The sequence below is a fragment of the Micromonospora sp. L31 genome (assembly GCF_052068075.1).
Lineage (GTDB): Bacteria > Actinomycetota > Actinomycetes > Mycobacteriales > Micromonosporaceae > Micromonospora > Micromonospora purpureochromogenes.
On record NZ_JBQHDC010000003.1, the window covers coordinates 347,661 to 372,967 of the forward strand.

The 25,307-nt window shown below is 74.3% G+C and carries 28 protein-coding genes; 10 read left to right on the top strand and 18 right to left on the bottom strand.

Annotated features, from left to right (window positions below; genetic code table 11):
* Positions 1 to 35: 35 nt before the first annotated feature.
* Entirely contained in the window at positions 36 to 332 is a 297-nt protein-coding gene (locus ACTMS9_RS11205; RefSeq protein WP_441142368.1) for a DUF1707 SHOCT-like domain-containing protein, read from the top strand.
* Between the two features lie 135 nt (positions 333 to 467).
* The gene (locus ACTMS9_RS11210; RefSeq protein ID WP_441164864.1) at positions 468 to 1,205 is read left to right on the top strand and encodes a DUF4142 domain-containing protein; all 738 of its coding nucleotides are present in this window, start codon (positions 468 to 470) and stop codon (positions 1,203 to 1,205) included.
* Between the two features lie 67 nt (positions 1,206 to 1,272).
* On the opposite strand, the gene ACTMS9_RS11215 is transcribed toward ACTMS9_RS11210, so the two are convergent.
* Genes ACTMS9_RS11215 through tsaB form a run of 4 tightly spaced genes read right to left on the bottom strand, consistent with a single transcriptional unit; the run spans position 1,273 to position 3,747 of the window.
* Positions 1,273 to 1,527, bottom strand: coding sequence for a hypothetical protein (locus ACTMS9_RS11215; RefSeq protein ID WP_179805953.1), 255 nt, complete (start codon positions 1,525 to 1,527; stop codon positions 1,273 to 1,275).
* Positions 1,528 to 1,550: 23 nt separating this feature from the next.
* Positions 1,551 to 2,597 carry a tRNA (adenosine(37)-N6)-threonylcarbamoyltransferase complex transferase subunit TsaD gene (tsaD, locus tag ACTMS9_RS11220; RefSeq protein WP_441164865.1) on the bottom strand — a complete coding sequence of 349 codons (1,047 nt, stop codon included), beginning with the start codon at positions 2,595 to 2,597 and terminating at the stop codon, positions 1,551 to 1,553.
* Positions 2,597 to 3,073: a ribosomal protein S18-alanine N-acetyltransferase gene (gene rimI / locus ACTMS9_RS11225; RefSeq protein ID WP_441164866.1), complete on the bottom strand. Its 477-nt coding sequence runs from the start codon at positions 3,071 to 3,073 to the stop codon at positions 2,597 to 2,599. Before rimI ends, tsaD begins: the two co-directional genes overlap by 1 nt.
* Positions 3,070 to 3,747, bottom strand: a complete 678-nt coding sequence (gene tsaB, locus ACTMS9_RS11230) for a tRNA (adenosine(37)-N6)-threonylcarbamoyltransferase complex dimerization subunit type 1 TsaB (protein WP_441164867.1) — start codon at positions 3,745 to 3,747, stop codon at positions 3,070 to 3,072. Before tsaB ends, rimI begins: the two co-directional genes overlap by 4 nt.
* A 266-nt stretch (positions 3,748 to 4,013) precedes the next feature.
* On the opposite strand from tsaB, the gene ACTMS9_RS11235 reads away from it, so the two are divergent.
* Both ACTMS9_RS11235 and ACTMS9_RS11240 read left to right on the top strand, forming a co-directional pair.
* On the top strand, positions 4,014 to 4,328 hold the full coding sequence (locus ACTMS9_RS11235) for a helix-turn-helix domain-containing protein (protein ID WP_441164868.1): 315 nt from the start codon (positions 4,014 to 4,016) through the stop codon (positions 4,326 to 4,328).
* A 56-nt stretch (positions 4,329 to 4,384) separates the two neighbouring features.
* Positions 4,385 to 4,720 carry a hypothetical protein gene (locus ACTMS9_RS11240; protein ID WP_441164869.1) on the top strand — a complete coding sequence of 112 codons (336 nt, stop codon included), beginning with the start codon at positions 4,385 to 4,387 and terminating at the stop codon, positions 4,718 to 4,720.
* Here ACTMS9_RS11240 and ACTMS9_RS11245 read toward each other — a convergent pair.
* From ACTMS9_RS11245 to ACTMS9_RS11270, 6 genes are all read right to left on the bottom strand, one after another.
* Positions 4,709 to 5,410 carry a uracil-DNA glycosylase gene (locus ACTMS9_RS11245; RefSeq protein WP_441164870.1) on the bottom strand — a complete coding sequence of 234 codons (702 nt, stop codon included), beginning with the start codon at positions 5,408 to 5,410 and terminating at the stop codon, positions 4,709 to 4,711. The two genes, ACTMS9_RS11240 and ACTMS9_RS11245, sit on opposite strands and share 12 nt — an antisense overlap.
* 53 nt (positions 5,411 to 5,463) lie before the next feature.
* The gene (tsaE, locus tag ACTMS9_RS11250) at positions 5,464 to 5,946 is read right to left on the bottom strand and encodes a tRNA (adenosine(37)-N6)-threonylcarbamoyltransferase complex ATPase subunit type 1 TsaE (protein WP_210775394.1); all 483 of its coding nucleotides are present in this window, start codon (positions 5,944 to 5,946) and stop codon (positions 5,464 to 5,466) included.
* Positions 5,943 to 7,037, bottom strand: a complete 1,095-nt coding sequence (locus ACTMS9_RS11255; RefSeq protein WP_441164871.1) for an alpha/beta fold hydrolase — start codon at positions 7,035 to 7,037, stop codon at positions 5,943 to 5,945. Before ACTMS9_RS11255 ends, tsaE begins: the two co-directional genes overlap by 4 nt.
* A complete protein-coding gene (gene alr, locus ACTMS9_RS11260) occupies positions 7,034 to 8,152 on the bottom strand; it encodes an alanine racemase (protein ID WP_441164872.1) in 1,119 nt (372 codons plus the stop codon). Before alr ends, ACTMS9_RS11255 begins: the two co-directional genes overlap by 4 nt.
* 88 nt (positions 8,153 to 8,240) lie before the next feature.
* A complete protein-coding gene (locus ACTMS9_RS11265) occupies positions 8,241 to 9,713 on the bottom strand; it encodes an NAD(P)H-hydrate dehydratase (RefSeq protein WP_441164873.1) in 1,473 nt (490 codons plus the stop codon).
* Positions 9,714 to 9,768: 55 nt separating this feature from the next.
* Positions 9,769 to 10,137 carry a holo-ACP synthase gene (locus ACTMS9_RS11270; RefSeq protein ID WP_088960309.1) on the bottom strand — a complete coding sequence of 123 codons (369 nt, stop codon included), beginning with the start codon at positions 10,135 to 10,137 and terminating at the stop codon, positions 9,769 to 9,771.
* Positions 10,138 to 10,282: 145 nt separating this feature from the next.
* Between ACTMS9_RS11270 and ACTMS9_RS11275 the strand changes: the two genes are divergently transcribed.
* Both ACTMS9_RS11275 and ACTMS9_RS11280 read left to right on the top strand, forming a co-directional pair.
* Positions 10,283 to 10,600 carry a hypothetical protein gene (locus ACTMS9_RS11275; RefSeq protein ID WP_441164874.1) on the top strand — a complete coding sequence of 106 codons (318 nt, stop codon included), beginning with the start codon at positions 10,283 to 10,285 and terminating at the stop codon, positions 10,598 to 10,600.
* Entirely contained in the window at positions 10,597 to 12,312 is a 1,716-nt protein-coding gene (locus ACTMS9_RS11280; RefSeq protein WP_441164875.1) for an alpha/beta hydrolase, read from the top strand. Before ACTMS9_RS11275 ends, ACTMS9_RS11280 begins: the two co-directional genes overlap by 4 nt.
* Before the next feature lie 147 nt (positions 12,313 to 12,459).
* On the opposite strand, the gene glmS is transcribed toward ACTMS9_RS11280, so the two are convergent.
* Positions 12,460 to 14,373, bottom strand: coding sequence for a glutamine--fructose-6-phosphate transaminase (isomerizing) (glmS, locus tag ACTMS9_RS11285; RefSeq protein ID WP_441142355.1), 1,914 nt, complete (start codon positions 14,371 to 14,373; stop codon positions 12,460 to 12,462).
* Positions 14,374 to 14,616: 243 nt separating this feature from the next.
* Between glmS and ACTMS9_RS11290 the strand changes: the two genes are divergently transcribed.
* From ACTMS9_RS11290 to ACTMS9_RS11305, 4 genes are all read left to right on the top strand, one after another.
* Positions 14,617 to 15,717 carry an MmpS family transport accessory protein gene (locus tag ACTMS9_RS11290; RefSeq protein ID WP_441142354.1) on the top strand — a complete coding sequence of 367 codons (1,101 nt, stop codon included), beginning with the start codon at positions 14,617 to 14,619 and terminating at the stop codon, positions 15,715 to 15,717.
* 30 nt (positions 15,718 to 15,747) lie between these two features.
* Positions 15,748 to 16,938, top strand: a complete 1,191-nt coding sequence (locus tag ACTMS9_RS11295; RefSeq protein ID WP_441142353.1) for a pyridoxal phosphate-dependent aminotransferase — start codon at positions 15,748 to 15,750, stop codon at positions 16,936 to 16,938.
* Positions 16,938 to 18,047, top strand: a complete 1,110-nt coding sequence (locus ACTMS9_RS11300; protein ID WP_441164876.1) for a threonine aldolase family protein — start codon at positions 16,938 to 16,940, stop codon at positions 18,045 to 18,047. The genes ACTMS9_RS11295 and ACTMS9_RS11300 overlap by 1 nt, the downstream gene beginning before the upstream one ends.
* A gap of 366 nt (positions 18,048 to 18,413) precedes the next feature.
* Positions 18,414 to 19,373: an aldo/keto reductase gene (locus tag ACTMS9_RS11305; protein WP_441142351.1), complete on the top strand. Its 960-nt coding sequence runs from the start codon at positions 18,414 to 18,416 to the stop codon at positions 19,371 to 19,373.
* Positions 19,374 to 19,571: 198 nt separating this feature from the next.
* Here the strand turns inward: ACTMS9_RS11305 and glmM are convergent, their stop codons facing one another.
* The 7 genes from glmM to ACTMS9_RS11340 all read right to left on the bottom strand — a co-directional run bounded on the left by glmM (position 19,572) and on the right by ACTMS9_RS11340 (position 25,261).
* Positions 19,572 to 20,927 carry a phosphoglucosamine mutase gene (glmM, locus tag ACTMS9_RS11310; RefSeq protein WP_238449061.1) on the bottom strand — a complete coding sequence of 452 codons (1,356 nt, stop codon included), beginning with the start codon at positions 20,925 to 20,927 and terminating at the stop codon, positions 19,572 to 19,574.
* 113 nt (positions 20,928 to 21,040) lie between these two features.
* Complete coding sequence (gene rpsI / locus ACTMS9_RS11315) at positions 21,041 to 21,505, bottom strand: 30S ribosomal protein S9 (protein WP_088998399.1); 465 nt, start codon at positions 21,503 to 21,505, stop codon at positions 21,041 to 21,043.
* A 20-nt stretch (positions 21,506 to 21,525) separates the two neighbouring features.
* Complete coding sequence (gene rplM / locus ACTMS9_RS11320; RefSeq protein ID WP_154941857.1) at positions 21,526 to 21,969, bottom strand: 50S ribosomal protein L13; 444 nt, start codon at positions 21,967 to 21,969, stop codon at positions 21,526 to 21,528.
* Between the two features lie 191 nt (positions 21,970 to 22,160).
* On the bottom strand, positions 22,161 to 23,543 hold the full coding sequence (locus tag ACTMS9_RS11325; protein WP_441142350.1) for a nitrate/nitrite transporter: 1,383 nt from the start codon (positions 23,541 to 23,543) through the stop codon (positions 22,161 to 22,163).
* 124 nt (positions 23,544 to 23,667) lie between these two features.
* Positions 23,668 to 23,961 (bottom strand): type II toxin-antitoxin system PemK/MazF family toxin, encoded by a 294-nt coding sequence (locus ACTMS9_RS11330; protein ID WP_088960296.1) that lies wholly within the window; start codon positions 23,959 to 23,961, stop codon positions 23,668 to 23,670.
* Positions 23,951 to 24,208, bottom strand: coding sequence for a DUF6364 family protein (locus ACTMS9_RS11335; RefSeq protein ID WP_154941856.1), 258 nt, complete (start codon positions 24,206 to 24,208; stop codon positions 23,951 to 23,953). The genes ACTMS9_RS11330 and ACTMS9_RS11335 overlap by 11 nt, the downstream gene beginning before the upstream one ends.
* A gap of 351 nt (positions 24,209 to 24,559) precedes the next feature.
* Positions 24,560 to 25,261: a class I SAM-dependent methyltransferase gene (locus tag ACTMS9_RS11340; RefSeq protein WP_441164877.1), complete on the bottom strand. Its 702-nt coding sequence runs from the start codon at positions 25,259 to 25,261 to the stop codon at positions 24,560 to 24,562.
* Positions 25,262 to 25,307: the final 46 nt, after the last annotated feature.

Here is a 25,307-nt window from a genome sequence, read left to right on the forward strand (position 1 = left end):
CCCGCCGACGCCCCGGCCTGCGTACCCTGTCGCACGTGGACGTCCAGCTGCGCGCCTCCGACGACGACCGGCACCGGGTGGTCGCCGAGCTGCAACGGCACACCGGCGCCGGGCGGCTCACCCTGGACGAGTTCTCCGATCGCGTGGCCGCGGTCTGGACGGCGCGCACCCTGGGCGAGCTGGCCGACCTGACCCGCGACCTGCCCACGGCAATCGCGCCGGCCGCCGCGGGCGACGCCACCGGGCACGGCCGGCGCGAACTGCTGGTGCTCTTCGCGGTCGCCGCGGCCACCCTGCTGCTGCTCGGGATCTTCATGGCGCTGTCCCGCTGACCGGCATCCCGGGCTGACTTGTCGCTCAGCATCGGTGAACTGATCGGGTCGGTGGTCCGTACCAGTGGACGGACGGGCAGCCGGGTGCGCTGCCCGGCGTGACACGTACGGCCCGGACCGAGGAGGCACCGCAGGATGGCACCGCTGGAATCCGCACGTCGTCGGCCAGGGCACCGGACCCACCGGGTGGCGGTGCTGCTCATCGCGCTGGTGGCAGGGCTCGGCGTCCTGCCCGGCGTGGCCGTGGCCGCACCGGGCAACCAGATCAACGCCGCCGACATGACGCTGCTCAACGGGGTACGGCTGGCCGGGCTCTGGGAGATGCCGGCCGGGCAGATGGCCGCCGAGAAGGGGGTGTCCCCCCGGGTGCGGGAGATCGGGGCCGAGATCGCCCGCCAGCACGGGGTGCTCGACCAGTTGGTCGTCAACGCCGCCAACAAGCTGGGCACCACCCTGCCGACGGATCCCACCGCCGAGCAGAAGGGGTGGCTGACCGAGATGCAGGAGGCGAACGGCAACCAGTTCGACCAGATCTTCGTCACCCGGCTCCGGGTGGCGCACGGCAAGATCTTCCCGGTGATCGGCGCGGTCCGGGCCAGCACCCGGGACGCCACCGTCCGTAGGCTCGCCGACGAGGCCAACAAGTTCGTCACCGACCACATGGCGATGCTGGAGAGCACCGGGCTGGTCCGCTGGCAGCAGATGCCGCCGGCCGCGCTGCCGCCCGCTCAGAGCGACTCGCTGATCGCCGCCGCCAAGGCCGGCGCCCCCGCCCCGTCGGTCGGGGTCAGCACCACCATCGTCTGGGCGGTCTTCCTGCTCGCCCTCGGCGTCGGGGGCTTCTCCACCTGGCGCATCCTGCGCCGCAGCTGACCGACGGAGCGCCGACGGCGGCCGGGGACGGGGCATGCCCGTCCGGACCGGCGGCCGTCGGCGTCCGTCAGCGGTCGACCTGGGTGAAGTCCCAGGAGTGCGGGGGCCGGGCGACCAGCATGGCCGGCGGCTCGGGCAGCGGCCGGGGGCTGCTCCGCCACTTGGAGACGACCACCACCCGGTGATCGGTGGAGGAGAAGACCTCGCTGGACAGGTGCAGCGGGTCGTGTTCCAGCTCCGGCAGGGCGGTGTCGCAGACCCAGGTGATCAGGTCGGCGAAGCCGTACGGCTCCGCGCGCGCCTCCCACATCCGCACGATCACGTCGGCGCTCCCCTTCCGTGCCGTCACACGCTGACCGTGGTCAACGGCAGGGCCGAGTCGGCCGGCAGGTCCAGCCGGCTCGGCGTCACCCCCGCCGCGACCAGGTGCGAACCGAGCGCCGCGACCATGGCGCCGTTGTCGGTGCAGAGCTTCGGCCGGGGTACGCGGACCCGGATGCCGTGCTTCGCCGCGCGGTGCTCGGCCATCGCCCGCAGCCGCGAGTTGGCGGCCACTCCCCCGCCGATCACCAGCGTCTCGATCCCGTTGGCCCGGCAGGCGTCGAGCGCCTTGGCGGTCAGCACGTCACAGACCGCCTCCTGGAAGGAGGCCGCCACGTCGGCCACCGGCACCGGCTCACCGGCCCGCTGGCGCGCCTCGACCCAGCGGGCGACGGCGGTCTTCAGGCCGGAGAAGGAGAAGTTGTACCGGTGGGCGGCGAGGTCCTTGGCGGCGGTGAGACCGCGCGGGAACCCGATCGCCGCCGGGTCGCCGGCCCGGGCCTCCCGGTCGATGTACGGTCCGCCGGGGAAGGGCAGTCCGAGCAGGCGGGCGACCTTGTCGAAGGCCTCCCCCGCCGCGTCGTCGATGGTCGCGCCGAGCGGGGTGACCCCACGGGCGAGGTCGTCGACGAGCAGCAGGGAGGAGTGCCCGCCGGAGACCAGCATGGCGACCGCCGGCTCGGGCAGCGGGCCGTGTTCCAGGGTGTCCACGGCGACGTGCGCGGCGAGGTGGTTCACCCCGTACACCGGCTTCTCGGCGGCCAGCGCGTAGCCCTTGGCGGCGGCCACGCCGACCAGCAGCGCGCCGGCCAGCCCCGGGCCGGAGGTGACCGCGATGGCGTCGATGTCGGCGAGCGTCACGCCCGCCTCCTTCAGCGCCCGGTCCATGGTGGGCACGATCGCCTCCAGGTGCGCGCGGCTGGCGACCTCGGGCACCACGCCGCCGAACCGGGCGTGCTGCTCGACGCTGGAGGCGATCGCGTCGGCGAGCAGGGTGTGCCCGCGCACGATGCCGACACCGGTCTCGTCGCAGGAGGTCTCGATCCCCAGGACCAAAGGCTCGTCAGCCATCAGTCGTCCGTCCCGTCCTCGGTCGGGGCCGCGACGCGCCGCATGACCAGCGCGTCGGTGTTGCTCGGTTGGTAGTAGCCGCGGCGGACGCCGATCGGCTCGAAGCCGTACGTGGCGTAGAGCTTCTGGGCGGGGGCGTTGTCCGCCGCCACCTCCAGCAGGACGGTGCGGACGTCGCGCCGGGCCGCCTCGGCGAGCAGTTCCTCCAGCAGCAGCCGGCCGACGCCGCGCCGCTGGGCGTCCCGCCGGACGGCGATGTTCTGCACCCAGGCCTCGTCCGGCTGGACGGTCAGCCCCGCGTACCCGAGCACGGTGCCGTCGACGTCGGTGGCGACCCGGTACCAGTGGCCGCTGGCCAGCTCGTTCCAGAACATCGCCGGGGACCACTGCTCGGTGCCGAAGAGGTCCGCCTCGATCGGCAGCACCTCGTCGACGTGCCACCAGCGGAACCGGGTCAGTCGTACCGGCGGGCTCACGGCAGGACCGACTTGCGGGCGGTCGCCGCCACCGCGTCCGGCCGGCGCAGGTACAGCGGGGTGAGCGCCTCCGTCGGCGCGCCGGCCCGGATCCGCTCGGCGGCCAGCGCGGCCAGCGCGGTGGCGTCGGGGTAGCGCGGCTCGACCCGCAGCGGCAGGTCGAGCACGTCGGCGTACCGGTGGGCGCCGTCGCCCACCGCGGCGGTGACGGCGAGGCCGCGGGCCCGTTCGGCGGCGACCGCGGGGGTGTCGACGTTCGGCCCGGCGATTCGCTGGCCGGCGCCGTCGTAGACGGCCCAGTAGACCTCCCGGCGGCGGGCGTCGCTGGCCGCCAGGACCGGTTCGCCGAGCGCCGCCGGGTAACCGATGGCGTCCAGCGAGCAGACGCCGTACGTGGGGACGCCGAGCACCTGGCCCATCGTGGCGGCGGTGACCAGACCGACCCGCAGCCCGGTGAACGGGCCGGGACCGAGGCCGGCGACGATCGCGCCCAGGTCGCGCGGCCGCGCCTCCGCGTCGGCGAGCACCGCGTCCACCTGCGGCGCGAGCAGTTCGCCGTGGGCCCGCGCGTCAATCGTGCAGCGGTGCGCCCGCGGCACGACCCCGTCCGCCGAGACCTCCACCAGCGCCGCGGTCACCGCGGGGGTCGAGGAGTCCACCACCAGTACGAGCACGGTATGCCAGCCTAGTCGCCCTACCGGTCATCCCCGGTCACACCCCGTCGGCCCGGGCGCCGCGGGGCGGTCCTCGGGGCGCGAGCGACCGGTCAACCGCCCACGGCCGCCACGAGTGCCGCGTGGTGGACCGGTTGACCACTGGAACGGCCGCCGTCACCGACGGTAACGTCAGCCCCCCACACCCCGCAGTGAGCGATATGCCTGTGAGGCATAAATATGACTGACAGGCATATCGCTCACTGCCGTTAGGCCATCATCCGTGGATGCCTGAGAGTAGTCGCCTCGCCACCCAGATCGCCGCCATCCTGCGTCGGGAACGGGGCGCGCGGTCGCTGACGCAGCAGGAGCTGGCTGACCTGGCCGGGGTGAGTCAGGGGGCGGTGGCGCGCGTCGAACGGGGTGAGCGGGTACCCAGCGTCCCGCTGATCGAGCGACTCCTCGCCGCGTTCGATCTCCAGCTCGCCGTCGCGGTCGAGCCACTGGACTGCCACCTCGACGCCCGGATGGACGCCCTGGCCGCCCGGCCACTCGCCCAGCGGGTCGATGAGCTGGGGCTGGACCGAATCCTGGACGGCTGAGCGACCTACCCCATCTGCTGACCGGCAGTACCGCAGCGCTACTCCAGGGCGCCCCGGTGCCAACCGACGCGGTCGAGATCGCCGTTCGCTGGCGTGACTCGGCCCGCTTCACCGCCTGGCTGGACGCGGCCTACGGACAACGGTGGAACGCCCGGTGGAGCGAGTTCGGCGGGCTCCGCCTGGAACCGGAGGAGCCCGGCGAGCACCGCTGGCAGACCCGGTACGGCCAGCTCCGCGCGCAGATGTGCGAAGAACTGCCGGAGGCGATCGAGGTGCGGCAGGGGCACCGGAGCTACCGGGTGGTGCCGCTGGTCGCGGTGGAGCTCACCGACCCCCGCGCCGCCGAACTGCTGCGTCGCCACCGCCAGCGGACGGCCGGGTCAGCCGGCTGAGCGCTCCCAGTCGACGGTGGGCAGACCGGCGTCGGCGAGTGCCTTGTTCGCGGCGCTGAACGGCCGGCTGCCGAGAAAGCCACGCGGGTTCATCGGGCTGGGGTGCCCGGCCTCCAGCACCACGTGCTGCGGGTTGGTGACCAGGGCCGCCTTCTTGCGGGCGTAGCCGCCCCAGAGCAGGAAGACCACCCGCTGCTCCATCGCGTCGAGCGCCCGGATGGTGGCGTCGGTGAACTCCTCCCACCCCTGGTTGCCGTGGGAGCCGGGGGTGGCCTGGCGGACGGTCAGCACCGCGTTGAGCAGCAGCACGCCCTGCGCCGCCCAGCCGTTGAGGTTGCCGCTGCGCGGCTTGGGCACGCCGAGGTCCTCGCCCAGTTCCTTGAAGACGTTGCGCAGGGACGGCGGCACCGTCACCCCGTCACGGACGCTGAAGCTGAGCCCGTGCGCCTGCCCGGCCCGGTGGTAGGGGTCCTGCCCGAGGATCAGCACCCGGGTCTCCCGCGGCGCGCACAGCCGGTAGGCGGAGAAGAGGTCCTCCACCGGCGGGAAGACGGTCTGGGTGGCGTACTCATTGGCGACGAACTCGGCCAGCGCCGCGGTGCGGGCCGGGTCGAGGTGCGGGGTGAGCACGGCACGCCACTCCTCCGGCAGCAGCGCCAGCAGGTCGAGGGCAGGGGTGTCGTCGGGCATCGGCAACCTTTCGCAGTCTGTGCCGGCACTCTAGGCAGCTGGTACGACAGCCCTCAGCGCAGGGCTGCCAGGCGCCGCGCCCAGTCGCCCCCCACCGGCTCCAGCTCGACCAGCCGGGTGTCGTCCTCCCGCCGGTCGAGGCGTACCCGCAGGTGGGCGTCGACCAGCTGTTCGACCAGCCCCTCGCCCCACTCGACCACGGTCACCGAGTCGTCCACCGAGGCGTCCAGGTCCAGGTCGTCGATCTCGGCCCGCGGGTCGGCCGCGTCGCCCAGCCGGTACGCGTCGGCGTGCACCAGGGCCACCGTCCCGCCCCGGGCCGGGTCCGGCCGGTGCACCCGGGCGATCACGAAGGTCGGCGAGGTGATGGCGCCGAGCACCCCCAGCCCGGCGCCGATGCCCTGGGTCAGCGCGGTCTTGCCGGCGCCCAGCGGGCCGGTGAGCAGCAGCAGGTCGCCGGCGCGCAGCACCCCGGCCAGCCGGCGGCCGAACGCGTGGGTGTCCTCGACCGTCGGCAGCGTGACGGTCAGCGTCACAGCCCCTCCAGGAAGTCCCAGAGCGCCTTGTTGACCTCGTCGGCGTGTTCCAGCATCACCACGTGCCCGCTGTCGTTGACCTTGATGTACCGGGCGTGCGGCAGTCGGCGCACGATCTCCTCCGAATGGGTCACCGGCGTGATCATGTCCTTGTCACCGACCACGACCAGCACCGGCGTGCCGCTGAGCGCGGCCAGCGCCGGGAAGCGCGAGTGCGTGGCGAGGGTACGCAGGTAGCGGGTGACCGTGTCGGCGGAGGTCCGCGAGTTCATCTCCTCCACATAGGAGACCAGGGCCGGGCTCGGCTTGCGGGTGCCGAAGCCGTACTTGCGGGTCAGCAGCCAGGCGACGTTGGAGGTCGACTTCCGGGCCCGGTCGATGACCGTCCCGCCGTACCGGGTGGCGTTGCTCATCATGTAGAGCACCGGCGCGCCGACCCGGCCGATCAGCGCCGGGGCCACCAGCTTGGTCTCCGCGATCAGACCGCCCGAGGTGGCCATCAGCACCGTGCCGACCACCCGGTCGCCGAACATCTCCGGGTACAGCTCGGCGAAGGCCATGATGGTCATTCCGCCCATCGAGTGGCCGACCAGCACCAGCGGCCCCTCCGGGGCGGTCCGGTCGATCACCCGGCGCAGGGTGCGGCCCAGCGCGGCGAGGTCGTACTCGCCGCTCTCCAGCCGCCCGGAGCGGCCGTGACCGGGCTGGTCGTACGCGACGATCCGGTGCTCGCCCCGCTCGGCGAGCAGCTTGCGCTGGAAGTGGAACGTCCCCATGTCCAGGCAGAAGCCGTGCACCAGCACCACGGTCGGCCGCCCCGGCGCCGGACGGGTCGGCTCGACCACCTCGACATGGATGTCGGTGCCGTCCGGCAGCTCCAGCCGGAACGCGTCGTCGTACCGCTGCTCGCCGAAGACCTCGTGCGCGTACCGGTCGGTGGGGTCGGCCTTGAGCCGGCGGACCAGGACGCGCTCGCTCACCATGCCCGCGGCGAGCCCCGCGGCGGCGACGCCGACCGCGGCCCCGACCACGCCGGCGACCTTGCCGGCGGCGGTGCGCGGTCGCGGGATCCGGAAGCGCTGTGCACTCACGGCCGCTCACCGTCGTAGGCCCGGGGCACCCGGCTGCTGCCGAAACGGGTGACGATCTCGTAGTTGATGGTGCCGACCGCCTCGGCCCAGTCGTCGGCGGTGGGCTCGCCGTCCGCGCCGCTGCCGAAGAGGGTGGCGACGTCCCCGGCGGTGACCGCGTCCTCGCCGCAGTCGAGCACGAACTGGTCCATGCAGACCCGGCCGGAGATGGTGCGCCGCTTCCCGCCGAGCTGCACGGGCCCGACGTTGGAGGCGTGCCGGGGCACCCCGTCGGCGTAGCCGAGCGGCACCACGGCCAGGTTCGCCTCCCGCCCCGTGGTGTAGGTGTGACCGTAGGAGACGCCGGTGCCCTCGGGCACCCGCTTGGTCAGCATCACCCGGGCCCGGCCGGTCATCGCCGGACGCAGCCCGAAGCGCTCCCCCGCCACCGGCGAGAGGCCGTAGACGGCGATCCCCGGGCGGACCAGGTCGAAGTGGGTGTCCGGGCGGGTCAGCGTGGCCGCCGAGTTGGCCAGGTGCCGGTAGCGCGGGCGCAGCCCGGCCCGCTCGACCATGGCCAGCCCCTCGTGGAAGACCGCGAGCTGGCGGTCGGTGGTGGGGTGGCCGGGCAGGTCCGCGTACACGAAGTGGCTCCACACGCCGACCACCTCGACCAGGCCGTCGGCCTGGGCCTTCGCGGCGGCCTCCAGCAGGGTCGGCCAGTCGGCGACGGTGGCCCCACCCCGGGACAGCCCGGTGTCGATCTTCAGGTGCAGCCGGGCCGGGCGGTCCACCCGGCGACTCGCCTCGATCATCTCGTCCAGCTGCGGCAGGCTGGCGGCGCCCAGGTCGACCCCGGCCGCCACGCCCTCGTGCAGCGGCAGCCCGGGGGCGAGCAGCCAGGCCAGCACCGGCGCGGTGATCCCGGCCCGGCGCAGGGTCAGCGCCTCGTCCAGCGTGCAGACCCCGAGCCAGTCCGCCCCGGCGTCGAGCGCGGCCAGGGCCGACGGGACCATGCCATGGCCGTACCCGTCGCCCTTCACCACCGCCATCAGCTCGGCGCTCGTACCCGACCGGAGCCGGGCCACGTTGTCACGGATCGCGTCGAGATCGACGCGTACCTCGGCCTGCCACATACGCCCAGCCTACTTGCGCCGGTGATCACACGACCGGGCTCCCGCCCGCGTCGGCGACCCGCGCCACGCCGGGGAGCGCGACCGCGGCTCAGTCCACCAGCGGGGCCAGCACCGGGCGCAGGGCGGCCGCCACGTCGGACGCGGTCACCGGCCCACCCCGGGCCGCCTCCCGTCCGGCCAGCCCGTGCAGGTACGCGGCCGTCGCCGCCGCCCGCTCCGGGGCCAGCCCGGCGGCGAGCAGCGAGCCGAGCAGCCCGGCCAGCACGTCCCCGGTGCCCCCGGTGGCCAGCGCGGAGGTGCCGGTCGGGTTGACGTACGCCCGGCCGTCCGGCGTGCCGATCACCGTGCGGTCCCCCTTGAGCAGGACCGTCGCGTTCATCCAGGCGGCCAGCCGCAGCGCGGCGGAGACCCGGTCGGCCCCCGGCTCCTCCCCGCAGAGCCGGGTGAACTCGCGGTCGTGCGGGGTGATCACGATCGGGGCGTCCCGGTTGCGCAGCCGGTCGGCGAGCGAGCCGTCCACCAGCAGGGTGAGCGCGTCCGCGTCGAGCACCACCGGCACCGGCGCGGAGAGCACCGCGCGCAGCTCGCCGGCGGCGTCCTCGCCGGTGCCCAGCCCGGAGCCGCAGACCCAGGCCTGGACCCGGCCGGCGTCGGCGACCCGCCCGGTGGCGATCACCGACGGGTGCTGGTGCAGCACCTCCGCGCGGGCCCCGCCGGCGTAGCGGACCATGCCGGTCGGCCCGGCCAGGGCGCCACCCACCGAGAGCACCGCCGCGCCCGGATAGGTGGCCGACCCGGTCGCCACCCCGACCACGCCCCGGCTGTACTTCTCCGTGGCCGGGCCGAGCCGGGGCCACCACTCGACCATGTCCGACCACTCGGTCACCCGCAGCGCCGGTGACCCGCGCAGCCACGGCTCCAGCCCGATGTCGACCAGCTCCACCTGCCCGGCGAGGGGGGCGGCCGGCCCGACCACCAGGCCGGGCTTGAGCGCGCCGAAGGCCACCGTCACGTCGGCCCGCACCGCGCTGTGCCGGCCGGAGGCGGTCAGCGGCACGTGGCCGGTGTCCACCGCCACCCCGCTCGGCACGTCCACCGCGACCACGGTCGCCCGCGCGCCGTCGCGCCCGCAGTACCGGACCAGGCTGGCCGCGAGCTGCTCTGCGGTCTCCCGCAGCCCGCCGGTGCCGCCGATTCCGACGATGCCGTCGAGCACCAGGTCGACCATGGCCGGGGGCCGGTCGACCAGCCGCCCGCCGGCGGCGCGCAGCGCCGCCACCCCCTCGGCGTGCGTTCGGCCGGGGGTCAGCAGCAGCGCCGACACGGCCACCCCGCGCCGGGCCAGCAGCGCCCCGGCGTAGAGCGCGTCACCGCCGTTGTCGCCGGTGCCGACCAGCAGCAGGACCCGCGCGCCGTACACCCCGCCCCGGTCGGCGAGGAGCAGCGCGCAACGCCGGGCCAGCCCGGAAGCGGCCCGCTTCATCAGCGTCCCGGGCGGGAGGGTGGCCATCAGGCCGGCCTCCGCCGCGCGTACGTCCGCGACCCGCCACACCGGTTTCATGCCACACCGTCCCGTCTGTCACCTCGCGGGCCGGCCCGGGGGCCCGCCCGGCCGATCAGCGTTCCGCGACCACCATGGCCGAGGCGATCCCGCCGTCGTGCGACAGCGAGAGATGCCAGCGGTTGATCCCGCGCTCCACCGCGGCGGCGGCCACGGTGCCGGAGACGGTGAGCCAGGGCCGGCCGTCCGGGTCCGGCACGATTTCGCAGTCGTGCCAGCTCAGGCCGGCCGGGGCGCCCAGCGCCTTGGCGACCGCCTCCTTGGCGGCGAACCGGGCGGCCATCGACTCCGGGGAGCGCGGGTTGCCGGAGCGGGTGTACCGCTCCGCCTCGGTGAAGAGCCGGTCGGCGAGCAGCGGAGTGCGGGCCAGCGCCCGGGCGAACCGGTCCACCAGCACGACGTCGATGCCGACCGCGACGATCACGACGCTCACCCTACCGGCGGGAAGGGCGGCAGATTAGCTGCCTGCTCGGCTGTGGGCAACGCCTGTGGAAAACCCTCGGGTACGACCACCGTCCGCCGTCCACAGGCCCTCCCGGTGACCGGTGCCGCTGCCTAGCGTCGACGTGGTGCTGACGGAGGGGGCGCGGGTGGACGGGGAGCCGGTGCAGGTGCGGGCCGCGGTGCTGCGCGAGGTGGCGGGCGGGCTCGCCGACGAGGCGTACGCGCTGGCGCACGGGCTGGTCGGCGTGCCGGGGCTGGTCGTGGTGGCGGCCGAGTGGCGGGCGGCGGCCGCGCTGACCCGGCTGGAGTCCGCGGTGCACGACTGGCACGGCGCGCTCGCCGCCCGGGTGGCGGAGGCCGGCTCCGCGCTGCGCGCGGCGGCGGACGGGTACGACGCGGCCGACGACCGGGCGGCCGGCCGGCTCGCCGGGCTGCCCCGATGACCGGGTACGGGCAGCTCTGGCGCGCCGCCCCCGGCAGGTGGGGTGCGGCCGGCGCGGCCTGGCGCGGGCTGGCCGACCCGGTGCGGCGCCGCCGGGCGGCGCTGAACGAGCGCGCGACGACCCTGCGCGCGGGCTGGTCGGGTGGGGCCGCCGGGGCGGCCGACGGGCGGCTCGGCGCGCTCCGGGGCGAGCTGACCGCGCTGCTGCCCGCCCTGATCGAGGCCGACCAGGTGCTGGCCGAGTTCGCCGGCCGGCTGCGGGTGGCGAAGGCCCGGCTGGCGGAGGCGGTGGCGCTCGCCGACCGCACCGGCGTGCTCGTCGACCGCCACGGCGGGGTCAGCGCGGCTCCGCCCAGCGCGCCGACCTGGGCCGGCCCGGAGGCCGGTGTCCTGCCCGGCACCGGGCTCCGCTCGGGCGCACCGCCGGGCGGCCGGTCCCTGCCCGGCGGACGGACCGGGTCGGGCCCGGCCGCGATGCCGAGCGCGGACGTCGGCGCGGCAACCGGCCCGGCGGCGCTGGACCAGGTGGCCGCCGCGGTGCGGGACGCGCTGGCGTTGGCCGACGCGGCGGACCGGGAGGCGGCCATCCGACTGGACGAGCTGAGCGCGGCGGCCCGCGGCGGTTGGGCCGACCCGCCGCCACCGGGCCGCCCACCGGCCGACGCCGACCCGGCGACTGTGCGGGCCTGGTGGGCGGGGCTCACCCCGGCCCAGCGCCGCTGGCTGGTGCGGTACGAGCCAAGCCGGGTCGGGCGGCTCGACGGGGTGCCGGTCGCCGCCCGGGACCAGGCCAACCGGCTGCTGCTCGACGACCGGCGGGAGGCGCTGCTCGCCGCGCGGCGGGAGTTGCTGGGCCGGCCGGCCCACGGCCCGGCGGAGCTGGCCGGGCTGCGCCGCCTCGACGCGGGACTGGCCGGCCTCGACGGGCTCGCCGGGCGGCTGGCGACAGCGGAGCCGCCCCGGTCGTACCTGCTGGGGCTGGATCCGACCGGGGACGGGCGGGCCATCGTGGCGCTCGGCAACCCGGACCGCGCCGACCGGGTGCTGACCTACGTGCCGGGGATGACCGCCGACCTCGCCGACGCCCCGGCCGAGCTGGGCCGGGCCGGTCGGGTGCTGTCCCGCTGCGCCGGTCTCGCGCCGGGGCGGGAGACGGCGGCGGTGCTCTGGCTGGACTACGACGCGCCGGACTTCCTGCCCGAGGCGGCCCGGTCCAGCCAGGCCGGGGATGCTGGGCCGGCGCTGCACCGCTTCCAGGAGGGGCTGCGCGAGACCCACGAGGGCCCGCCGGCCCGGCAGACGGTGCTGGGGCACAGCTACGGGTCGCTGGTGGTGGGCGCCGCCGCCCGGGACCACGGTCTCGACGCGGACGCCCTGGTCTTCGTGGGCTCGCCGGGGGTCGGGGTGGACCGGGCCGAGGCGCTGCGCCTGCCACCGGAGCGGGTCTGGGCGAGCACCGCGCCGGACGACGTGATCCGGCTGGTCGAGCCGCCCGGGCAGCTCACCGGCCGGGCGGTCCTGGCGGCGTCGCCGCTGGCCACGGCGGTGTCGCTGCTCCGCCCCGACGACCACGAGCTGTGGTTCGGCTACGACCCCAGCGACCCGGGCTTCGGCGGGCGCACCTTCCCCAGCGGCCGGTACGGCCACACCGGTTACTGGGACGCCGGCAACCCGGCGCTGGAGGGGATGGCCCGGATCGTGCTCGGCCGGTGACCGGCCCCACCCGTGCCGTCGGTCGTCCCGCCGGCGGGCGGCCCCGGTCTTCCGGGTCGGCCGGGCCACGGCCGCGGGCGGGCGGAACGACCGGACCCCGCCGGCCGTGGTCACGGCGGGCGGGGTCCGGTGGACGCTGGCGTCAGGTCACTCCACGGTGACCGACTTCGCCAGGTTGCGCGGCTGGTCCACGTCGTGTCCCCGGGCCGCGGCGATCTCGGCGGCGAGCACCTGGAGCGGCACGGTGGTGACCAGCGGGGCCAGCAGGGTCGGCGTCCGCGGCACGTAGATCAGGTGGTCGGCGTAGCGGACGACCGCCTGGTCGCCCTCCTCGGCGATCACGATGGTCCGGGCGCCCCGGGCGCGGACCTCCTGGATGTTGGAGACGACCTTGTCGTGCAGCATGCCCCGGCCGACCGGCGACGGCACCACGCAGATCACCGGGGTGCCCTTGTCGATCAGGGAGATCGGGCCGTGCTTCAGCTCGCCGGCGGCGAAGCCCTCGGCGTGCATGTACGCCAGTTCCTTGAGCTTGAGCGCGCCCTCCAGGGCCACCGGGTAGCCGACGTGCCGGCCGATGAAGAGCACGGTCGGCTCGGACTTCAGCTCGCGGGCCAGCTCGCGGACCGGCTCGATCCGGTCGAGCAGCTCGCGCAGCTTGCCCGGCATCTCCTGGAGCTGCGCGACCACCGCGCCGACCTCGTCGGCGAACTTGATCCCGCGCACCTGGGCCAGGTGCAGGCCGATCAGGTAGCAGGCGACCACCTGGGTGAGGAACGCCTTGGTGGAGGCGACCGCGATCTCCGGCCCGCCGTGCGTGTAGAGCACGGCGTCGGACTCGCGCGGGATGGTCGAGCCGTTGGTGTTGCAGATGGCCAGCACCCGGGCCTTCTGCTCCTTGGCGTGGCGCAGCGCCATCAGGGTGTCCATGGTCTCGCCGGACTGCGAGATCACCACGATCAGCGTCGACCGGTCGAGGACCGGGTCGCGGTAGCGGAACTCGCTGGCCAGCTCCACCTCGCAGGGGATCCGGGTCCAGTGCTCGATGGCGTACTTGGCGACCAGGCCGGCGTGGTAGGAGGTGCCGCAGGCCACGATGAAGATCTTGTCGACGTCGCGCAGGTCCTGGTCGCTGAGGCGGACCTCGTCGAGGGCGATCTCACCGGTCTCGGTGAGCCGGCCGAGCAGCGTGTCGGCGATCGCCTGCGGCTGCTCCTCGATCTCCTTGAGCATGAACCAGTCGTAGCCACCCTTCTCGGCGGCCGAGGAGTCCCAGTCGATGTGGAAGTCCTTGCCGGTGGCGGGCTGGCCGGCGAAGTCGGTGATCTCGATGCTGTCGCCGGTGATCAGGACGATCTGGTCCTGGCCCAGCTCGACCGCCTCGCGGGTGTGCTCGATGAACGCGGCCACGTCGCTGGCCAGGTAGTTCTCCCCGTCGCCGCGACCGACGACCAGCGGCGAGTTGCGCCGGGCGCCGACCACCGCGCCGGGGATGCCGGCATCGACGGCCAGCAGGGTGAAGGCGCCCTCCAGCCGCTGGCAGACGACCCGCATGGCCGAGGCCAGCAGCTGCGGGTTGTCGGCCTCGCCGGCCCCGCGCAGGTCGGCCAGCGCCGCCGACAGCAGGTGGGCGGCGCACTCGGTGTCGGTGTCGCTGGTGAACTGGACGCCGTCGGCCTCCAGCTCGGCCCGGAGCTTGGCGAAGTTCTCGATGATGCCGTTGTGGATCACGGCGACCCGGCCGTCGGGGGCCAGGTGCGGGTGGGCGTTGCGGTCGGTCGGACCGCCGTGGGTGGCCCAGCGGGTGTGCCCGATGCCGGTGGTGCCGTCCCCGATGCCGATCGGGCTGGCGGCGCAGTCGTCGGGGTTGCTGGCGGCGCGCTCGGAGAGCACCTTCTCCAGGTTGGCCAGCTTGCCGGCCTTCTTCTCGGTCAGCAGTTCGTCATCGCAGACGATCGCCACGCCGGCCGAGTCGTAGCCGCGGTACTCCAGCCGCCGCAGTCCGTCGAGCACGATGCCGAGCGCCGGGCGCGAGCCGGCGTAACCCACGATTCCACACATGGTCCGCAGCCTAACCCAGTTTCGCTCATCGCGCGTGCGCGGAAGTCGGGTAAACAATCACTGAATCTGAGCGATCGGCCGGTAACGGGCGTCCTGCGGACAACCCTGCCCCGCCGTCCGTGCGGGCCACGGGGCCCGACGGGGTTGCGGGCCCGCCGCCGGTACGACAGTCTCTCGGCGGATCCGGCACGTCCCTCGGGCGGCCCGTTCGTCCCGTTCCCCCTCGCCCGCTCCGGAGCAGCCATGTCCGACCCGTCCTCGCCCGAGCCGTCGCCGCCAGCACCGCAGGCCTCCGAGCCGTCGCCCGCCGCCCCGGTCGAGCCGTCGACCCCGACGGCCGGCTCCGCCCCGGCGGACCCGACCGCCCCACCGGCCCCCTCGCCGTCCACCTGGACGCCGCCGGACCCGCTGGCCGCGCCGCAGCCCTGGACGGCGCCGGACCCGTGGGCGGCCCCGTCGACCCCGGCGACGCCGCCGGCTCTCCCCGCCGACCCGGCCACATCTCCGGGCGCGTCAGGGCCCGACGGCTCCGCCGCCTGGGGCGTGGGGGTCCGGCCGCCGGTCCCGCCGGCCGCACCCCGGCCCGCAACGCCCGCCGCCGGGCCGCACGCCGCACCCCGGCCCGCGACGCCCGCCGCCGGGCCGCACGCCGCACCCGCCGGACCCTTCGCCGCGCCCGGCGGCGCTCTCAGCGGCGCACCCGGCGGCCCGGCCGGACCGGGTACGCCGCCCGTCGGCTGGCCGCCGGCCGGGTACCCGTCGCCCTACCCGCCGTCCGGCTACCCGCCGCCCTACGCGTACCCCGGGTACCGGCCGCCACCCGACCCGGCCCAGGGACGTCGGGTCGTGGGCATCGTCATCGCCGTCGTCGCGGTGCTCGTCCTCGGCGTGTGCGGGTGCCTGGGCGTGGGCAGCGTGCTGGTCGGGCGGTACACCCCGACCGCCGACGATCCGTACTACGACGACCCGGACCCGTACTACGACGGCGACTACGACGAGGAGAGTCCGTTCCCCACCTGGACGCCGCCCACCCCCAGCGAGCCCGCGACGGCAGCCGCCACGCCCTCGACCGGTCGCGGCCGGATCGTCGTGTCCTACGAGGTGACCGGAAAGGGGCGCGGCGACATCCAGTACTACGACGCCAACGGCGAGTTCATCCGCCTCGAGGCCGTGTCGCTGCCCTGGCGTCAGAAGATCCGCACCGACGACCCGAACCGGGTGCTGGTGATGGCCGGCAACACCGACGACGAGGGGAGTGTCGCCTGCTCGACCAGGGTCGGCGACCGTGCGCCGGTGACCGACGCGGGGGCGCCGGGATACCAGGTGACCTGCGGGAGCAGGTGATGCCGGCGGCGCGCCCGTAGGCTGGCCGGCGTGACGACGCCAGATGTCGACCCGCTCGTGGCCCGGATGCGTCCGTTCGGCACCACGATCTTCGCCGAGATGTCCGCGCTGGCCGTCCGCACCGGCGCGGTCAACCTCGGGCAGGGCTTCCCGGACAGCGACGGCCCGCCGGAGATGCTGGCCGCGGCGGCCGAGGCGCTGCGCGGCGGGCAGAACCAGTACCCGCCGGGCCCGGGCATCCCCGCGCTGCGCCGGGCCGTCGCCGACCACCAGCGCCGTTTCCACGGACTGGAGTACGACCCGGACGGCGAGATCGTGGTCACCGCCGGCGCCACCGAGGCGATCGCCGCCAGCATCCTCGCCCTCTGCGAGCCCGGCGACGAGGTGGTCTGCTTCGAGCCGTACTACGACTCGTACGCGGCCTCCATCGCGCTGGCCGGCGCGGTCCGGCGGCCGGTGACCCTGCGTCCCGGCGACGACGGGCGGTACGCCTTCGACCCGGCGGCGCTGCGCGCCGCGTTCGGCCCGCGGACCCGGCTGGTGCTGCTGAACTCCCCGCACAACCCGACCGGGAAGGTGTTCACCCCCGACGAGCTGGCCCTGGTCGCCGAGCTCTGCCAGGAGCACGACGCGTACGCGGTCACCGACGAGGTGTACGAGCACCTGGTCTTTCCCGACGCCGCCGCGCCGCACGTGCCCCTGGCCACCCTGCCCGGGATGCGGGAGCGGACGCTGCGCATCTCGTCGGCGGGCAAGACCTTCTCCTGCACGGGCTGGAAGGTCGGCTGGGCGAGCGGCCCGGCCCCGCTGGTCTCGGCGGTGCTGCGGGTCAAGCAGTTCCTGACCTTCGTCAACGCGGCGCCGCTGCAACCGGCGGTCGCCGTGGCGCTGGCCCTGCCGGACGCCTACTTCACCGACTTCCAGGAGGGCATGCGCCGGCGCCGGGACCAGCTCGTCGCCGGGCTGACCGACGCGGGCTTCGACGCGCTGAGCCCGGAGGGGACGTACTTCGTCACCGCCGACGTGACCGCGCTGGGCGGGCGGGACGGGGTGGAGTTCTGCCGGTCGCTGCCCGAGCGGTGCGGCGTGGTCGCGGTGCCCACCCAGGTCTTCTACGACGACCCCGAGGCGGGCCGGCGGCTGGTCCGGTTCGCCTTCTGCAAGCGTCCCGACGTGCTCACCGAGGCGGTCACCCGCCTGCGCCGACTGAAGGAGGCCTGATGACCGACGGGTACGCCGATCGGGTCCGCCGGCTCAGCGCGCTGCGCGGCTGCGACACCGTGCTCTCCGGGGCCCGGCCGCCCTCGGTCGTCGAGCAGCTCGACACCATCCGCGCCGCCGCCTCCGACGAGCTGCTGCCGGACTTCTACGGCGAGGGCGGCGCGGTCGAGGCGGTGGAGCGCCGGGTGGCGGACCTGCTCGGTACCGAGGCGGCCGCCTTCTTCCCGAGCGGCACGATGGCCCAGCAGGTCGCCATGCGCTACGGCGCCGAGCTGACCGGGCGCAGCGCGGTCGGCCTGCACCCGCTGAGCCACCCGCTGGTGCACGAACGGGACGCGTACGCGGTGCTCGGCGGGCTGCGGGCGGTGCTCACCACGGCGGCCCCACGCAACCCGACCGCCGCGGAGGTCGCCGCGCTCGACGAGCCGGTCGGCAGCCTGCTGCTCGAACTGCCGCTGCGCGACGCCGGTTTCCTGCTGCCGACCTGGGACGAGCTGGTGGCGGTGGTCGGGGCGGCCCGGGACCGGGGCGCCCGGGTACACCTCGACGGTGCCCGGCTCTGGGAGTCCACCGTCCACCTCGGTCGGTCCCTGGCCGAGATCGCGGCCCTCGCCGACAGCGTCTACGTCTCGTTCTACAAGTCCCTCGGCGGCCACTCCGGCGCCGCACTGGCCGGCCCGGCCGATCTGCTCCGCTACGCGCGGGCCTGGCGGCACCGGTATGGCGGCACCGTCTTCCAGCAGTGGCCGGCGGCGCTGGCCGCCCTCGCCGGCCTGGACCGGGAGCTGCCGCGGCTGGCCGGCTACGTCGGGCACGCGAAGGTGGTTGCCGCGGCGCTGGCCGGCCTGCCCGGCGCGCGGGTGTACCCTGCACCGCCGCACACCCACCAGTTCCGGCTGTGGCTGCCGCATCCGGCGGGCGCGCTGAACGACGCGAACCTCGCCCTCGCCGAGGAGGAGAAGGCGTGGTTCGTCGGCGGCTGGCAGGACACCGAGGTGCCGGGGCTGGCGATGGCCGAGGTCACGGTGGCCGGGCCGGCGACCGAGCTGGACGCCGACCAGGTGGTCGAGCTGGGCGGGCAGTTCCTCCGCCGGCTCCGCACGGCCTGACGGCCGGCGGCCGGCCGCGCCGGGGAAGGTGGAGCGCGCAACTCGGCCGGGCCGTGCACACCCGGCCCCAGCACCTGTATCTCGGCTCCGTCCATTTTCCCCCGTTGTTCATTTCCGGTTGGCCCGCCGAGGTGTGTGCGCGGTCCACCGCGGCACACCCGGCGCATCGATCGGCGGACAACATCGGCCGACCCGACAATCGCGCCGCTCACCAGCGCAGATCCACTGCGTGCGAGAATTCCCCCGGCCACAAATGACCATTCCCCGTCACGAGTGGCTGACGTCAATACCCTGTCACATTCTCACACCCGCATCCAATGACGGCGGGTGATAGGCTGACCCGAGCCCGATTGCAACCAATTCGGCATGGGGGAGAAGATGCGCTACACACGGCTCGGCGGCGACGGTCCGCAAATCCGAGCCATCGGCCTCGGCTGCATGGGAATGTCGTGGGGATACGACGAGGACGGGCGCGACGACGACCATTCCGTCGCGGTCATCCACCGGGCGATCGAGCTGGGCTGCAACCTTCTCGACACGGCGGACCTGTACGGCCCGTTCACCAACGAACGCCTCGTCGGCCGGGCGCTGCGCGGGCACCGTGACCAGGTCGTGCTGGCGACCAAGGGCGGCCTGCTGGCCGACGGCAGCCGGGTGCACCGCAACGGACGCCCCGAACACCTGCGGGCGGCGTGCGAGGCGAGCCTGCTCAGGCTGGGTGTGGACCATGTCGACCTCTACCAGTTGCACCGCGTCGACCCGGCCGTTCCGATCGAGGAGAGCTGGGGGACGCTGTCCGAGCTGGTGACCGAGGGCAAGGCCCGGATGATCGGGTTGTCCGAGGTGTCGGTCGACGAGATCCGGCGGGCCGAGGAGATCCACCCGGTCGCGAGCGTCCAGTCCGAGCTGTCCCTGTGGACGCGTGAGCCGCTGGATTCGGTCCTGCCGTACTGCACCGCGAAACAAATCACATTCTTGCCGTTCGCGCCGCTCGGCCGCGGTTTCCTCACCGGTCGTTTCGCCAGCACCGCCGATCTGCCGGTCCGGGACGCCCGGCGCAACCTGCCACGTTTCCAACCGGATACAATTTCCGCAAATCAAGAAATCGCCCGGCGGATTGTTCGTATCAGTTCCGAAATGGGTTCGCCACCTGCGCAGGTGGCGCTCGCCTGGCTACTGGCGCTCGCCGACAACGTGCTTCCCATTCCGGGCACGAAGACGCTCAGTCATTTGGAAGACAACATGGCCGCGGATTCGATCACGCTGACTGCGGACGCGCGTTCGGCACTCGACGCCCTCCCCGAGCCCGTGGGCAACAGGTACTGAGCCGGCACACATTCCGCGACGCAATTCGACGACGGTCGCCCGCCCCACATCATCGGGGCGGCAACCGTCGCGTCGTGGAGGACGTCACCTCAGCGACGGCGAGGACCCCGCCGACACCTTCGAGCGGGCCACCCGGCTGCGCCTCTGAACGGCGCCGGGCCCGGCCGCGAGCCCTGGGCGCGCGGCCGGGCCGACCCGTCAGGCGGTCGGGCTGGCGGCGCGTACGTGCTCGGCGATCCGCTCGGCGACCGAACGGGCGGTCGCCTCGGTGGCGGCCTCCACCATCACCCGCACCAGCGGCTCGGTGCCGGACGGGCGTAGCAGCACCCGGCCGGTCTCGCCCAGCTCGGCCTCGGCGCGCTCCACCTCGGCCCGCACCTCCGGCGCGCTGGCGCCGACGGTGCGGTCACCGACCGGCACGTTGATCAGCACCTGCGGCAGCTTCGTCACGACCGAGGCCAGCTCGGCCAGCGACTTGCCGGTGGCCGCGAGCCGCGACATCAGGTGCAGCCCGGTGAGCACGCCGTCGCCGGTGGTGGCGTACGCCGGCATGACGATGTGACCGCTCTGCTCGCCGCCGAGGGCGAGGCCGGAGGCGCGCAGCTCCTCCAGGACGTACCGGTCGCCGACCTTGGTCTCGATCAGCCGGATGCCCTCCGCGGACATCGCCAGGCGCAGGCCGAGGTTGCTCATCACGGTCGCGACCAGGGTGTCCTGGGCGAGCGTGCCGGCCTCCCGCATGGCGAGGGCGAGGATCGCCATCACCTGGTCGCCGTCGACCTCGTCACCGTCGGCGGTCACCGCGACGCACCGGTCGGCGTCGCCGTCGTGCGCGATGCCCAGGTGGGCGCCGTGCTCGACGACGGCGGCGCGCAGCCCGTCGATGTGGTTGGAACCGCAGTCGTCGTTGATGTTGAGCCCGTCCGGCTCGGCGTGGATGGCGATCACCTCGGCGCCCGCCTCCCGGTACGCCACCGGGGCCACCTCGGCGGCGGCGCCGTTGGCGCAGTCCACCACCACCTTGATCCCGTCCAGCCGGTGCGGCACCGTGCCGACCAGGTGCTGCACGTAGTGGTCGGCGCCGTCGAGCAGGTCGTGCACCCGGCCGACGCCGGCGCCGATCGGCCGGTCCCAGGCGGTGGTGGCGTTCGCCTCGACGGCCGCCTCGATCCGCATCTCGATCTCGTCCGGCAGCTTGTGCCCGCCGGCGGCGAAGAGCTTGATCCCGTTGTCCGGCATCGGGTTGTGCGAGGCGGAGAGCATCACGCCCAGGTCGGCCTTGGCCTCGGCGGTGAGGAAGGCGACCGCCGGGGTCGGCAGCACGCCGACCCGGACCACGTTCGCCCCGGCGCTGGTGAGCCCGGCGACCACGGCCGCCTCCAGCATCTCGCCGCTGGCCCGGGTGTCCCGGCCGACCACGGCGAGCGGGGGATGCGTCTTGTCCGACTCGGCCAGCGTGTGCGCGGCGGCCACCGCCACCGCCAGCGCCAACTCGGGGGTGAGATCCGCGTTCGCCCGCCCGCGTACGCCGTCCGTGCCGAACAACCGGCCCATACCCGCCAACCTCCGATGAAAGGGTCCCAGGGGAAACGGCGAACGGCCGGGCCACCTCCCGTGTGGGGAGGCGATCCCGGCCGTCCGTCAGAAGTACAACGTGTCGCTGATGATCAGCGCTTCGAGTACTGAGGAGCCTTACGGGCCTTCTTGAGGCCGTACTTCTTGCTCTCCTTGACCCGGGCGTCCCGGGTCAGGAAGCCGGCCTTCTTCAGGGCCGGTCGGTCGTCCGGCTCGTTGACGATCAGCGCCCGGGCGATGGCCAGCCGCAGCGCACCGGCCTGGCCGGTGGTGCCGCCGCCACGCAGGTTGGCGATGACGTCGAACGCCTCGGGCTTCTCGGCGGTGACCAGCGGGTCCTTGATGAGCTGCTGGTGCACCTTGCTCGGGAAGTAGGCCTCGAGGTCCCGGCCGTTGCAGGTGATCTTGCCGCTGCCGGGGACGATGCGCACCCGGACGATGGCCTCCTTGCGCCGACCCACGGTCTGGATCGGGCGGTCACCACGAGGCGCGCGGGCGACGGGCGCCGGCGCCTCGGTGGCCTCGGGGGCGACCTCGGTCTCGGTGATGTCGGTCATGCTGCTTCCTTCGCCCGCGCTCACTGCGCGATCTGCTTGATCTCGAACGGCACCGGCTGCTGCGCGCCGTGCGGGTGCTCGGCACCGGCGTAGACCTTCAGCTTCTTGATGAGCTGACGGCCGAGCTTGTTGTGCGGGAGCATGCCCTTCACGGCCAGCTCGATGGCCCGCTCGGGACGCTTGGTCAGCAGCTCGTCGTAGCCGACCTGCTTCAGACCACCCGGGTAACCGGAGTGGCGGTAGGCAATCTTGGTCTGACGCTTGTTGCCGGTCAGCGCAACCTTGCCCGCGTTCACGATGACGACGAAGTCGCCCGTGTCGACGTGCGGCGCGAAAGTCGGCTTGTGCTTGCCGCGCAGCAGCGTGGCGGCGTGGGTGGCCAGGCGGCCCAGCACGACATCAGAGGCGTCGATAACGTGCCACTGACGCTCGATCTCACCCGGCTTCGGGCTGTACGTACGCACAGGTCTACCTTGTCTCGTCGTCGGTCTGGGGTCGCGCGCCGAGGTGACCAGGCGCGCACGAACGACCAAGCGTACCTGATGCGGCACGCCTCTGGATGTCGTACAACAGCAGGCAACGATACCCGGCGCCCCGTCGGCAGGTCAAAACGGGGGGTCACCCAGCGTGGCTTGCGACATGGCGATGGTACAGGTCACACCCCGGCCAGCCGGCGCGGGCCCGGGCGCAGGTACACCGCCCAGGTCAGGGCGAAGCAGAGCGCGTACCAGCCGATGAAGGCCAGGTACGCCGCGTCGGCGTTGCCGGAGGTCAGGAACGACTGCCGGAAGGCGATGTTGACCAGCACCCCGCCGGACGCGCCGACCGCCCCGGCGATGCCGATCAGCGACCCGGAGAGCCGGCGGGCCCGCCGCTCGGCCGCCTCGGGGTCGCCGGTCAGCTCGCCCTCGGCCGCCGCCTTGGCGCGGAAGATCGCCGGGATCATCTTGTACGTCGACCCGTTGCCGATCCCGGAGAAGACGAAGAGCGCCAGGAACCCGGTCAGGTAGAGCGGGAACGACTGCTCCCGGGCCGCGTACAGCACCAGCCCGGCGCCGGCGGCCATGGCCACGAAGTTCCAGAAGGTGACCCGGGCGCCGCCGAGCCGGTCGGCCAACTGGCCGCCGAGCGGCCGGATCAGCGACCCGACCAGCGGGCCGAGGAAGGTCAGCCAGGCGGCGTCGACCGGGGTCGGGAAGCGCTCGGCGAACTGGAGCTGGAGCACCTGCCCGAAGGCGAAGCCGAAGCCGATGAAGGAGCCGAAGGTGCCGATGTAGAGCAGCGACATCACCCAGGTGTGCGGTTGGCGGGCCGCCTCGCGCAGCGCGCCCGGCTCGTTGTGGGCGTTGGGGAGGTTGTCCAGCCAGCGCGCCGAGGCCAGCGCGGCCAGCACGATCAGCGGCAGGTAGACCGCCGGCACCAGCCGGGGGTACGCCGCCCCCGCGGTGGCCAGCACGGCGAGCCCGACCAGCTGCACCGCCGGTACGCCGAGGTTGCCCCCGCCGGCGTTGAGCCCCAGCGCGCGGCCCTTGAGCCGGTCCGGGAAGAAGAGGTTGATGTTGGCCATCGAGGAGGCGAAGTTGCCCCCGCCGACCCCGGTGAGGCAGGCCAGCACCATCAGCGTGGTGTACGACACTCCCGGTTCCAGCAGCACCGTCATCGGCACCGCCGGCACCAGCAGCAACAGCGCGCTGACGATGGTCCAGTTCCGGCCGCCGAAGCGGGCCACCGCCAGCGTGTAGGGCAGCCGCAGCACCGCGCCCAGCGCGGCCGGCACGGCGGTGAGCAGGAACTTCCCCGCCGGGTCGATGCCGTACGCGGGACCGAGGAAGAGCACGGTGACCGACCAGAGGCTCCACACGGAGAACCCGATGTGCTCAGCGAAGATCGACACCCAGAGGTTCCGGCGGGCGATCGGCGCCCCGGTCGTACGCCAGAACGTCGGGTCCTCGGGGCGCCAGTCGTCGATCCGGTGCCGGCGCCCGGCGGCGGCCGTGGGGTCGGCGGGGGCTGATGTCGTGGGGGCGAGCGTGCTCACGGCGGCTCCTCCTGGTCGATGTGACGCTCAGGAGATTAGGAACGGCCGGTTACCCGACGGTACCTGTCGCGGGTCGTTCCGGAAACGGAGATCGCACGTCGGCCGCAGGGCGGTGGTGAGGCGGTCAGAGCTGCTGGAGGATGCGCAGCGCCCGCCCCACCCGCTGCATGGTCTCGGTGTCGGCGACGTCGACGCACTCGGTGAACCACTTCTTCATCGGCGAGGAGAGCCGGTCGGGCATCACCACGTACCCGCCCATCGGCACGGCGAGCGGGGAGTCCCGCAGCAGCGCCGTCTCGACCACCTCCGCCACCATCACGATCGGCACGTCGGTGGAGTTGTAGACGTCGGTGCTGATCACCAGCCCGAGCCGTTCCCGGGCGCCCTCGATCCGCCAGATCTCGCCCCTACGCAGCACGCGGACGTCCGCCGAAGAGCGCGTCGTCGACCATGCCGACCTCCCGGGCGTCGGCGAGCGCGGCGGTCTCCAGGTCGAGCCCCGCCCGGCCGACCGCGGCGGCGTGCGCGGTGAAGACCTCGCGCAGCGCCTTCTCCCGGGCCGCCTGGTCCATCCAGGCGGAGAGCGACAGCCCCTCGCGCTTGGCGAACCGGCGTGCCTCCTCGATCGTCTCGTCGGAGAACGACAGGGTCACCTTGGCAGTCATGCCGCTGAGACTACCCGCTGGTATGACCAGCAGTCATCCCACTTCGCGCCGGTCGGCCAACGGCTCAAAACGCCCTCGTCCGGGGTCGGGCCACCCGGCGTGTCACGCCCTCCGTTCCCCGCGCGTCCCATTCGCGGCGGCTCGCGGCACCGTTGGGCCACGCCTCCCGCTTTGCGGCGTGTGGCGGTATCCGGCTGCCCTGACACCGCGACACGCCGCAAACGGTGTCGCAGCGCGCGGCGCGCGGCGGGCAGTCCGGGGGACTGGGAGGGTCGTGGGAGCGGGACACCGACCGGGCCGACGGGGTCGGGCCGGCGCCCGGGCGATCCGGCTAGCGGCGGCGCGGCGGGTTCAGGCGGGCGGGCGGGTGCCGCCGAAGACGGCGAAGCGCCACGCCTTGAAGAAGCAGTCCACGTCGACCAGCCCGGCCTCGGCGAGCCACCGGCACTGCGCGTCCACCGGCGCCGGCCGGTCGTGCCGCATCCGCTCCCGGGCGGCGGCCAGCTCCGCGTCGTCGGACCCGAGCGCGGTGGCCTGGGCCACCCAGACCTCGTCGTAACGACGGTCCAGCGCGGGGGTCGGGCCGGCCACCTGCTCGGCGTTGACGAACACCCCGCCCGGCGTCAGCGCCGCGGCGGCGCGCCGGTAGAGGGCGCGCTTGCCGTCGTCGTCGAGGTGGTGGACGGCCAGGGCGGAGACCACCGCGTCGTACCGGCCGGCGGGGAGCGGATCGGCCAGGTCGGCGACCACCGTCCGGTGCGGCACGCCCCGGGCGGCCAGCGCGTCGGCGGCCACCGCGAGCATCCGCGGGGCGCCGTCGAGCAGGGTCACCCGGACCCCGGGCAGCGCCGCGGTGAGCAGCAGCGAGAGCAGCCCGGTGCCCGCGCCCAGGTCCAGCACCTCGGGGGTACGCCCCGCGGCCAGCGCGGCCCGCAGCGGCACGGCCGCCACCTCCACCGCGGTGCCGTAGAAGTCGTCGAAGCGCGGCACCAGGCGCCGTCTGGCCTGGTCGTAGCTGGCGGCCACCGCGTCGAACGCTGCCGTCACGCTCATCGTCGTCTCCCATATTTCAGGACGGTTGTCCCATATCATAGACCCT